The organism is Marilutibacter aestuarii (assembly GCF_006546775.1).
Lineage (GTDB): Bacteria > Pseudomonadota > Gammaproteobacteria > Xanthomonadales > Xanthomonadaceae > Marilutibacter > Marilutibacter aestuarii.
This window is the reverse complement of record NZ_VICE01000017.1, coordinates 15,691-27,138: the sequence shown is the minus strand read 5'-3', so window position 1 is coordinate 27,138 and position 11,448 is coordinate 15,691. Positions and strand designations below refer to the sequence as shown.

The following is an 11,448-nucleotide window of genomic DNA, read 5'->3' as shown; positions in this document are numbered from 1 at the left end:
CCTCGCGCCCCGGCCAGGCAGGACGGGTTCGGCCACGGAAGCAGCGGGGAGGCCCAACCCCGGAACCCATGCCACGCCAGCCGGCGCGGCAGCCGCCCCAACCCTTCCGGCGGCCGGGTTCCACTGCCTTGGAGTTACCTGCAATGCCCCAGATCACCATGCGCCAGATGCTGGAAGCCGGCGTCCATTTCGGCCACCAGACCCGCTACTGGAACCCCAAGATGGGCCCGTACATCTTCGGTGCCCGCGGCAAGATCCACATCATCAACCTCGAGAAGACGGTTCCGCTGTTCAACGACGCGATGAACTTCATCTCGGGCATCGCCCAGAAGCGCGGCATGATCCTGTTCCTCGGCACCAAGCGCTCCGCGCGCGAGTCGATCAAGGAAGAGGCCGAGCGTTGCGGCATGCCGTACATGACCCAGCGCTGGCTGGGCGGCACCCTGACCAACTTCCGCACCGTCAAGCAGTCCGTCTCCCGCCTGAAGGAGCTGGAGTCCGCCGAGACCGACGGCACCTTCGAGAAGCTGGTCAAGCATGAAGTGCTGGGCCTGCGCCGCGAGCGCGACAAGCTCGAGGCATCGCTGGGCGGCATCAAGGACATGAACCGCCTGCCCGACGCGATCTTCGTGATCGACATCGGCCACGAGGACATCGCGATCAAGGAAGCCAAGAAGCTCGGCATCCCGGTGATCGCGGTGGTCGACACCAACTACAACCCGGAGCTGGTCGACTACGCCATCCCGGGCAACGACGACGCCATCCGCGCCGTGCAGCTGTACGCCCGTGCCGCCGCCGACGCCGTGCTGGAAGGCAAGGCCGCCGCGCCGACCCCGGCGTCGGTCCGCGAGGAAGACTTCGCCGCCGAGGGCGAAGGCGAGGCCAAGAAGCCGGCCCGCAAGGCCCCGGCCAAGAAGGCCGCCGCCAAGGCCGAGGACGCCTCCGAGGCGCCGGCCGCCGAGTAAGGCTGCCGTCACGCAGCCACGCGATACTGCGTGGCTGCGCGCTCCCGCCGCGACCGGCGGGATGGATACACCGCGCATGCCCGCGCCTGAACGGCCGGGCATCGCCCGCAAGTCGCACCGCGACCCAACCCCATTTTTGAGGTACCCCCATGGCTGAAATCACCGCATCCCTCGTCAAGGAACTGCGCGAGCGCACCGGCGCCGGCATGATGGAGTGCAAGAAGGCGCTGACCGAGACCAAAGGCGACATCGACGCCGCCGCCGAGCACCTGCGCAAGTCGGGCCTGGCCAAGGCCGACAAGAAGGCCGGCCGCGTCGCCGCCGAAGGCCGCGTCGCGATGGCCCAGGCCGACGGCAAGGCCGTGCTGGTCGAGATCAACTCCGAGACCGACTTCGTCGCCAAGGACGAGAACTTCGTCGCCTTCACCGACCTGGTCGCCAACGCCGCACTGGGCGCCAGCGACATCGAGGCGCTGAAGGGCACCAGCATCGACGGCAAGACCGTCGAGGAAATCCGTGCCGCCCTGATCGCCAAGGTCGGCGAGAACGTGCAGCTGCGCCGCATGGTCCGCATCGACACCGACAACACCGTCGCGGCCTACGTGCACGGCGGCCGCATCGGCGTCCTGGTCGAGCTGCAGGGCGGCGACACCGACCTGGCGCGCGGCCTGGCGATGCACATCGCCGCGATGAACCCCCCGCACGTCAAGGCGTCCGACGTGCCGGCCGACTTCATCGAGAAGGAAAAGGAAATCGAGCTGGCCAAGATGTCCGAGAAGGACAAGTCCAAGCCGGCCGACATCCTGGAGAAGATCATCGGCGGCAAGATCGCCAAGATCGTCAACGAAGTCACCCTGTACGGCCAGCCCTACGTGCTGGACACCAACCAGAACGTCGAGGCCGTGCTGAAGGCCGCCGGCGCCGAGGTGGTGAAGTTCGAGCGCCTGGCCGTCGGCGAAGGCATCGAGAAGGTGGTCGAGGACTACGCCGCCGAAGTGATGAAGCAGGCCGGCCTCGCCTGACCCTGCCCGTCCCTCGCCGGACACGAAAAGCCGCGGAGCGATCCGCGGCTTTTTCTTTGGCTCCTCTTCCAGCTGACCGGAGAAAGGCGCACGGCTGGCCCGGACCGCCTGCGGATGCCCAGGGCGACACGCTGGGGCGACCAGGGGCGGCGCCGGCAGGAGGCTTGGAGCGATGCGCTTGGTTCATCGCCTCTTGTCCCTCCGCTCGCTCGCATCGTCATCCCCGCGCAAGCGGGGATCCAGCTTTTGCGTCCAACCCTCGCCCCGCGGCATTTGGCGAGATCCGCAGGGTGCAATAAGCGCAGCGCATTGCACCGCGCAAGGTCCCGCCGCCGCGCGCGATGACAGTCAATCGACGGGCTCGCTTCGAGCCGCAACCCTCAAACCGGGGCCCGGGTGCGCTTCGCTTACCGGGGCTGCGCGCTGCGCCAAGCAAGACCGATCGTGCGTCGCAGCCGGCAGCGATGGTGGGTATCGCCTTCGGCTCGACCCACCCTACGAGGCTACGCGTCGTGTTGCCGTTGCCGTTGCCGTTGCCGTTGAACTTGATCTTGATCTTGACCTTCGCGACTTTGAGGCCGCCGAGCACCGGAGGGCGTGGCGGCCGAAGAGGCGCCCTTGTCTGAGCAAAGCGAGTTTGGGCGCCGTGCCGCCATGGCCGAGGAGCACAGGGCACCGGTGCGGCGAAGCCGGACCGGCGGCCGATGGAGCCCGCGGTTTTGGTTCCTTTTGACAAGACAAAAGGGACTCGCACGCGCAGCGGGCGAAAGCCTTTGACCTTGTCGTGACTTCCGGTCCAGCACCGCAGGATGAGTGGTCCGAAGCAAGCGGTGGGTATCGCCTCCGGCTCGACCCACCATGCGACCCTGCGCCACCACCCCTCGTCATCCCAGCGAACGCTGGGGTGAGGTGGACCGGTTGCGCGGCACTGCCGCGCGGTCTGGCCGAACGCCCAGCGCGCTGCGCTGGGCCGGGGAGAACTCCCGGGCCTTGTCAAAGGCTGGATCCCAGCGTTCGCTGGGATGACGGCGTAGTGACCGGCCACCCGCGCAGCCCTCGCAAGCGAAGCGCACCCGGTGTCCCGGTTTGAGTCCGGCGCCGTAGGGTGGGTCGAGCCGAAGTCGATACCCACCTCGGCTCGTGGCCACGACGAAGGGCGAACGCCGACCCTGTGCAGAAAGACGCCGGGCACGGGCATGTGCCCGGCGTCCGTCGGCTTCGACGGTCAGAACTGCAACGAGTAGCGCGCGTTCAGCCCGTGGGCATCGGCGGCGTCGCCAAACTGGCCGCTGTAGCCGAACTCCAGCAGGCTGTTCTCGCCCAGGCGGGCGGCCAGGCCCAGCTCGGCGACGGTCGCGTCCTCGGCCAGCGGCGCACCGGCCACCACGAACGCATCGCCACTGTCCCAGGCCACGCGCGTGGTCGGCTGCAGGTCGCCACTGGCATCGCGATAGCCGATGCCACCGCGCAGGCTCAGCCAGCTCTCGGCCTGGTGCGCGGCCTTGAGGTTGGCGTTGAAGCGCAGGCCGGCGGTCGCGAGGTTGACGTCCCCATCGGCTGCATCGCCATGCAGCGCGGTGATCCCTCCCGCCTCCTCGAAGCCGTCCGTATCGACGGTGACATGGGCGTACTGCAGGTAGGGCTCGATTTCCCAGGCACCGCGGCCAAACCGGTAGCCGGCCTCGATGAAGGCCTGGGTGCTGGTCGCGTCGTACTCCGCCCAGGTGGCATCGATGAGGCCCGGGAACGCGATGTTGCGGCGCACGTCGACCTCGCTGCTGTCGTGGGTGACGCCGCCGCGGACGCCCAGGCCGCCCCAGGCCTTGCCTGCGTAGAGGCCCACCCGATAGCCGGTCAGGTCGCCCTTGCTTGCGCGGTCGCGGGCATTGAGGTCGCTGCGACCGGTGCCGCCCATCACGCCCAGCCGCAGGCCATTGTCGAAGCGGTAGTCGTAGCCCACCAGCGTGGTGTTGCCGCTGTACTCGACGCGGGCCGCGTTGCCGTCGCCCTCCAGCGTGCCGCCGTCGCGGGATGCCTGGACCCAGGCCGAGGACCCGGCCTCGTCCTGGTGCGCGAACCCGCCCTGTCCGGCGGCGGCACGCGCGAGCGCGCTGTCGCGAAGCTGGCGCTGGCCTTCGGCCATCACCGAACGTGCGCTTGCGTGCAGCTCACCGCTCAACTGGTCCAACGCATCCATCGCCTGCGCCGGGAACAGCTGGGTCAGGCGCTGCGCGAGCGCCTGGTCGAAGGCCAGGCCGTCGACCGCCGCGCCCACGGCCCGCTGGTTGCGGGTGCCGGCCGCGTCGGCGAGCAACTGGCCGCGCAGGACGTCGAGCGCCACGCGGTCGTCCAGGTACGAGAACGAGAACGAGAGGAACGGCGAGATCGCACTGGCATCGAGCCCGTCGAAGGCGCCGGTGACGCCGCCGCTGGCGCTGAGGATGTTGTACTGGCGGCCGAGCAGGTAGGCATCGGCGCCGCGCAGCAGCTTGACCGTGCCACCCTGCAGGTCGGCACTGCCGCTGACGTCGATCAGATCGACCGCGCCAGGCGCCTCGAACTCCACCTCGAACACCGAGCCGGCCAGCTGGGTGTAGTCGCCATCCACGCGCAGCGTGCCGACCGAGTTGCCCGGGGCGATCGTTCCGGCCACGCGGGTGTCGCCGAGCACGCCGGTGCCATGCAGGCGTCCATCGACGCCGACGGTGGTCAGGCCGCCGCTGACCGTGCCCTGGATGCTGGCCAGGCCGTCGTTGACCGTCAGGTCGGTGTCGCGCAGGGTGCCGTTGAGGACGAAGAAGCCGCCGTTGACCTCGGCCGCGCCAGCCAATGCATTGTCGCCATCGAGTTCGAGCACGCCCTCCTCGACGCTCAGCCCGGCGAAGCTGTTGTCGCCGCTGAGGCGCAGCCAGCCAATGCCGGACTTGGTCAGGCGACCCGGACCGCTGATGTCGTTGCGCCAGTCGTCCCATGCCGGGCCGTCCCAGACCTTCTGGCCGCCGGCGAACACGTTCATCTCGACTCGGGTGTCGACGCGCAGCATGCCCGGGCCGTCGATCGCCTTCTTGAGGTCGATCAGGCCCCAGCCGTAGATCTCGTCGATGCCCTTCGCGCCCAGGTCGGTCGCGGTGGTCAGCAGCACGTCGCGGACCTGTGGGTTGTCCAGGTACGGGAAGCGCTCCATCAGCAGCGCCAGTGCGCCGGTGACATGCGGGGTCGCCATCGAGGTGCCGGTCAGGTCGCCGTAGCCGAACTGCGGGTTCTCCGCGTTGGGCTGGAAGCCGATCACGTTGCCGTCGGCGTCATGCATCAGCTCGATCTCGACATCGCCGCCGATGACCGTCGAAGTGATGTCGGTACCCGGCGCCGCGACGCACCAGTCCATCGTCTGGCCGCAGATGCTCGAACTGCCGTCGATGCCGCCGCCCTGGTTGATGTTGACCACGCTCAACCAGTATTTCTCCGCCTCGGGAACCCAGCGCGGCAGGCTGGCATAGAGCCCGGCGATGTCGCCCGACCCGTTGCCCGCCGCCCAGACCTGCAGCATGCCGTCACGCAGCGAAGCATTGGTGTAGGTGGACAGGTACTCGGCCGCGCCCTCGGAGCCATAGAGCGCGTCCATGTCCTCGACCGTGGTCGGCTCGGTGGCCAGGCCCCAGCTGTGGTTGATCGCGCGCACGCCCTGCGCGGCCATCTGCTCGTACATGGCATTGACCGCGTCGCCACCCGGACCGATGCCCAGGCGGGTGCCGCCAAAATCGATGCCGAAGATGTCCGACAGCAGCGAGGTCACGTCCTGGTAGCTGTTGCCGAACAGGCGGGCCGTGGTCAGGTCCGAACCGAAGGCCACGCCATGGGTGCCGCTGCCGTTGCGGTTGGCCAGCATGGTGCCGGCGACGTGGGTCCCGTGCGTGTTGTAGGACACGCCGGCCAGGCCCTCGAGGATCTCGTTCGCATCCGGCACCAGCCAGCCGAACTGGATCAGCAGGTCGACCAGCTCGCGATCGGCCTCGGTGTACAACAGGACTTCGATCTGCGCACGGTCGCCGTCGCTGCTGAAGCAGGCGTCGGGGCCGGCGAGCACTGCCTCGGTGGTGCAGTCGGGGTCGGCCATGCGGATCGAGCGGTGGTCCTTGCCGGCGAAGTCGCCGTGGCGCTGGTCCGCGCCGCTGTCGAACACGCCCAGGCGAATGCCTCGGCCGGTGAGGCCTCGTGCGTAGGCGTGGTCGGCACCGATCGCCGCAAGGCCCCAGTCGGCCTTGAATTCGTCGCTGTGCCAGCTGTCGGCGTCGCCGACGCGGCCTTCTTCCTGGTAATCGGCGGCGTCCTGCGCGAGCGCGTTGCCCGCACTGCCGAGCAACAACGCGACGACGATCGCCGACGAAAGCACCGAACGCACCTGGCCACGCCCGGTGCTCGCGAAATCCCTGCTGTACTGCTTCAAACCCGTACTCCCCTTCAGATGGAAAGGCAGGTCGTCGCGGCCGCGCGTGCACCCGTGCCGCGACCGTGTACCTGCACCGGCCCGTCGTGGGCGGCAGGAGTGTCAACGCAGTTGGCGTGGCGCCCCCTACCCCGATCGCCTGGCGGCAGGACCGGGCGCAGGCACGGGGCGGGGCAAGGCATGCGCCGGGCGCGACCATGTCGGCCGCGACTTCAGAAGCGGTAACGCGCGCTCAGCAGGAAGAATCGCCCACGCGGATCATCGAACGCGACGTTGTAGCCATCCTGCCGCGTGTCGTAGTTGACCGGGTCGCGATCGGCGAGGTCGCGCACGTTCAGGCTCAGGCGCAGGTTCGGGAAGCCGGTGTAGGCCAGGTCGAAGTCGACGACGCCACGCCCGGGCGTCTCGCAGCGATTGCCGTTGTACCCGGGGCACGCGAGTGCGCTGTCGCCGCCGGTGACGTGGAAGGGGCCGCGGGCACGCAGGCCCAGCGTGCTCGTCCAGTGGCCCTTCAGCCACTGCACCGATGCGAGCAACTGGGTGTTGGGCGCGTCGTAACCGGCGCTGTCCACCCGCGGTGCGCTCGGCCAGCTCTGCCGTTCGATGCTGGAGGTGTGGTGGGCCGACACCAGTAGCGAGAAGCGCCCCGCGTCGCCGGCGTCGAGCTGCGTGCGCATCTCCGCTTCCCACCCGCGCACGTCGGTGCGGCCGGTGTTCTCGAAGTAGCTGTCGATCGCGACCAGGCGCCCCAGAGCATCGCGGCGCAATGAATCGGGGAAGGCATCGACGTCGTCGAATGCGTTGCCGGCCAGGATCTCGTTGTCGCGGCGGATGCGGAAATGGTCGAAGCTCAGGCTGAAGTCGGCCGACGGTGCCCACACGAAGCCGAGCGTGTGGCTGCGCGAGGTCTCCGGCTCGAGGTCGGGATTCTCGAAGGCGCCCACGTCCACCAGGCAATAGGCCAGGTCTCGGGAAATCTCGAGCTCCACGGCGCAGTCGCCGACCACCGGCACCTTGCGCACGAAGGTCTGGCTTTCGAACACGTTCGGGCGCCGCAGCTCGAACAGCGAGGGCGCGCGGTAACCCGTCGCCGCCGTCGCGCGCAGTGTCAGCGACTGCCAGGGCGACCATTTCAGGCCGAACCTCGGCGAGTACCGGCTGTCGTACCCCTGCTGGCGGTCGTAACGGACCGCCAGCTCGGCCTCCAGCCCCTTGCGTAGCGGCAACACCATCTCGGCGTAGACCGCACCACCGTCGCGCCGGCTGTCGAGCGCGCGCTTGGGCGTGCCCAGGGCGAGGTCATCCTGCTGCAGGCGGGCGTCGGGTTCGTGGACCAGGCGGTTGCGCGTTCCTTCCACGCCGGTGGCCAGGCGCGCGGGGCCACCCGGCAGCGAGAACAGCGGCCCTTCGAAGCCCAGCGAAACCTGGGCTACCTGCGCGCGGCCGTCCAAGGCAAACGTCGGCGACACCATGCCCAGCAGCGATGCCGGGTTGGGCGTGCCATCGAAGCGATAGCGGTCGACGAACACCGACTGTTCCACGCCCCGGGTGCTCACCAGTCCGTCGATGCGGCTCTCGACGACATTGGCGTGGTGAGACAGGGCGGCCTCCCAGGTCCAGTCGCCCAGCCAGCCCGTCACCGACGCGGTCCCGTCGAAGCTGTGGTTGCGATTGCGGTTTCGGACGGGCCCCACCTCGAAGTACGCATAGTCGAGCGAGCCGCCCGGGAGGCTGTCGGGATGGCCCGCCGGCAGGTTCACCCGGGCGCGGAACGGCGGGTTCTGCAGGGCCTGGCGGGCTTCGCTGTAACGCAGGTCGAGCTCGAACGTGGTGCCTTCCCACAAGGGTTCGGCAAGCGCGCCGTAGACCGACGTGCGCCGGCTTTCGGGTTGCAGGCTGATGTAGCGTGCCGGATCGAACAGGCAGGTCGCGGCGATGGCGGGCGGCGCATTGCCGCACTGCAGGCGCACCAGGCGCAGGTTGGCATCGCGATACCCCAGCGGGATCCGCCAGTCCGGGAGCCCATGGCGGCTGTGGTCGTAGGTGTGCCAGTCGCGGCTGTCGCCGGCCAGGGCGTCGCGGTCGAACCAGTCCAGCGCCACCAGGCCGTTGCCGCCGCGCGGGGTCGCGAAGCCGTGGCTGAGCGACACCCGCTGCTCCTGTGCGTCGCCCTCGCCCGACTGGCCGTGGCGCACGATCAGTTCGCCGCCATCCTGCTGCTTGCGCAGGATGATGTTGACGACCCCGGCCATCGCGTCGGCGCCATAGATCGCCGAGGCGCCGCCGCGGAGGATCTCGACCCGCTCGACCATGCTCAGCGGAATCACGTCGAGGTCGGTCAGGCCGCCCAGCTCCGAGGATGTGAGCCCATAGTTGGCGACGCGCCGGCCATCGACGAGGAACAACGTGGCGCGCGGTCCCAGTGCGTTGAGGCTGGTGGTCGCGGCGATATTGAAGGGTTGCTGGAAATTGGGTCCGCCGTCGGCGGCCACGGCGACGGGATGGTGGCCGGTCATGCCCGGCTGGAAACGCAGCAGCTCGAACAGCGTCTGGTAGCCGCTGGCTTCGATCTCGTCGCGCCCGATCAAGGTCATCGGCGAGGTGGTCACCGCGTCGATGTCGACCCTCGGGATGCGCGAGCCGATCACTTCCAGACGGGCCATGTCGACCGTCCGCTGGCGCGGCGGCGGATCGGGCTCGCGGGCCGCGGCGGGCGCCGGTGCAGGCGCCTGCGCGACCTCACGCAGGACGTAGGTGCCGGGCGCGCTCCTGATCGCCCTCAAACCGCTGCCCTCGAGCAGGTGGCGCAGGGCCTGCTCGACGTCCATCCGGCCATGCAGCGCGCGCGCCTGGCGGCCACGGACCACGGACGGCGCGTACAGCACCTGAAGTCCCTCCTGCAGCGCGAGTCGCTTCAAGGCCTCGTCGAGGGTGCCCGCAGGCAGGTCCAGCATGCGCGCGGCCTGCGGCTCGGCGGCCCAACCCCATGGCGGCAGCGCCAGCAGCCCGCTCATCGCGAGGACCAGACTTGACCGTCGCCACGCGGAGGGAGCCGTCACCATCCGTTAACATTAAGCGGCGCAGCCCTTGCGGCGCAACGCACCGGTCCCCACGAACGACCTCCGCCCGGGGGCCCGCGCCACCTCGGACCCTCCCTGCTGTTCAGCGTGGCGCTGCTCTCAACACGATGGCGTCGCCTTCCTCTTCGACGCCCAGGCCCCAGCCTTCCTGCAGGGCGGCGACCAGCTCGCCCTGGGCATTGGCGCGGAACACGCCACTGACCGAGAGACCCGCCAGCGAGGGATCGCCCAGGCGCAGCGGCTTGGCCGAATACCGGTTCATTTCGAGGACCAGGTCCTCCAGGCGGCGATCGCGGAACACCAGCTCGCCCCGCGGCCAGCCTTCGGCCATCGGCAGGTCGAGCGCCTCGACGCTGGAAAAGCGGCCCTGCGCGTCGACCCGGACGCGCTCACCCGGTGCCAGCCGCACCGAGGCTGCACCGTCCTTGCGACCCACGTCCACGATCCCTTCCACCAGACCGACGTCGACATCGTCTCCGCGCCGGGTGACCTGGAACGTGGTGCCGATGTCGCGGATGGTGCTGGCGGCCGCCCGCACGCGGAACGGGCGCTCGGGATCCTCGCCGACTTCGAAGCGCACGCGCCCCTGGACCAGCTCGACCTCGCGCGCGTCACGGTCGAAGGCAGTTGCGACGACGGTGCCGGTGTCCAGCGTCATGCGGGTGCCGTCCTCGAGCACCACCTGTCGCATCTCGCCGACCGCGGTGGCGTATTCCGCCGTCGCGACCGGGCCGGGCTGCAGGCGCATCCAGCCCAGCACGCCGATCGCCATCACCAGGCTGGCGGCCAGCGCCATCGGCCAGCGTCGCGAAGCCGGGCGCCCGCGGCGAGGCGGACGCAGGGCCGATACCGGCGCCCCCGGCAATGCTGCGCGCAGCGCCGGATCCGCCCGCAGGCTCGCTGCCATCGCATGCAACCGCTCGGCCTCCAGGAAGGCGTCCACGTGTTGCACGGACTCGGCAAGCCAGTCCTCGAACGCAGCCCGCTCGGCAGGCGTGCATTCGGGGGATTCAAGGCGCGCGAGCCAGTCGGCCGCCATTTCATGATGCGCCATCGCCACGACGTTCATCGGTTCCCTCCCTGCGACAAGGCAGCCTCGTCCGGCAGCATGCCTTCGCGCAGGCCCTTCAGGGCACGGCTGACGTGCTTCTCGACGGCTTTGACGGAAATGCCGCAGCGTTCCGCGATCTGGGTGTAGCTCATGCCTTCCATTCTGTTCAGCAGGTAGACCTCGCGACAGCGATCCGGCAGTAGCAGGATCAGTTCGCGCATGCGCGCCAACTGCTGTTGCGTGTCCACGCGTTGTTCGTGACTGGGCTCGCCCGAGGGCAGCCAGTCGTGTTGTTCGGACAGGCTCACCTGCGCCTGGGCGTCCACGCTTGTCGCCATCCTTCGCCCCCTGTCGAGCAGTGCATTGGTCGCTATCCGGTACATCAGGCGGCGCAGCTGGTCGTCCGGCAGCCCGCGATAGCGCATCAGCCGGACCAGGGCTTCCTGGGCCACGTCCTTGGCGTCCTCCTCAGGCAGCCGGCGGCACAGGTAACCCACCAGCACCTTGCGCTGGTCGCGGACGAACGCGTCGAAGCCGTCGGACTCGCGTCCCGGCCCGGGCGTGCCCGCCCCGTCCTGGCCCACGGGCCGATCGCTCAAGCCGATCGCCCCGCGGCCGGCCCGGTCCACCGCCCGCTGCAAGCCCTGTCGAAGTGGATCATGCGTGGTCCCGCCTCCTGGAAACGCCTTGCCGGCGCCCGGCCCCCGCAGGATAGCCCGTCGCCACGGCCGGCGGCCGCCCGTCCAGCGCGGTGGCGCCCGCACGACGGGCCGCCCCGGCGGGAACGGGCCGCAGCGGCGCGAACCGCACTGCACACCCACGACAACGCATCTCGTGCCCGCCCCCCTACCTCGGCTAGAATCGTCGCGTTCACCCACCATCGAGA

General features: G+C 69.6%; 6 protein-coding genes. 2 read left to right on the top strand and 4 right to left on the bottom strand.

Annotated features, from left to right (window positions below):
- Positions 1-143: 143 nt before the first annotated feature.
- Positions 144-965: a 30S ribosomal protein S2 gene (rpsB, locus tag FKV25_RS02285; RefSeq protein ID WP_141517177.1), complete on the top strand. Its 822-nt coding sequence runs from the start codon at positions 144-146 to the stop codon at positions 963-965.
- Positions 966-1,114: 149 nt separating this feature from the next.
- The gene (tsf, locus tag FKV25_RS02280) at positions 1,115-1,987 is read left to right on the top strand and encodes a translation elongation factor Ts (RefSeq protein WP_141517176.1); all 873 of its coding nucleotides are present in this window, start codon (positions 1,115-1,117) and stop codon (positions 1,985-1,987) included.
- A 1,225-nt stretch (positions 1,988-3,212) separates the two neighbouring features.
- Here tsf and FKV25_RS02270 read toward each other — a convergent pair.
- From FKV25_RS02270 to FKV25_RS02255, 4 genes are all read right to left on the bottom strand, one after another.
- Entirely contained in the window at positions 3,213-6,431 is a 3,219-nt protein-coding gene (locus FKV25_RS02270; protein ID WP_141517174.1) for an autotransporter domain-containing protein, read from the bottom strand.
- 212 nt (positions 6,432-6,643) lie between these two features.
- The gene (locus tag FKV25_RS02265; RefSeq protein ID WP_170218477.1) at positions 6,644-9,445 is read right to left on the bottom strand and encodes a TonB-dependent receptor; all 2,802 of its coding nucleotides are present in this window, start codon (positions 9,443-9,445) and stop codon (positions 6,644-6,646) included.
- A 148-nt stretch (positions 9,446-9,593) separates the two neighbouring features.
- Positions 9,594-10,580, bottom strand: a complete 987-nt coding sequence (locus tag FKV25_RS02260; RefSeq protein WP_141517172.1) for a FecR family protein — start codon at positions 10,578-10,580, stop codon at positions 9,594-9,596.
- Positions 10,577-11,161, bottom strand: a complete 585-nt coding sequence (locus FKV25_RS02255; RefSeq protein WP_246071849.1) for an RNA polymerase sigma factor — start codon at positions 11,159-11,161, stop codon at positions 10,577-10,579. The genes FKV25_RS02260 and FKV25_RS02255 overlap by 4 nt, the downstream gene beginning before the upstream one ends.
- Between the last annotated feature and the right edge of the window lie 287 nt (positions 11,162-11,448).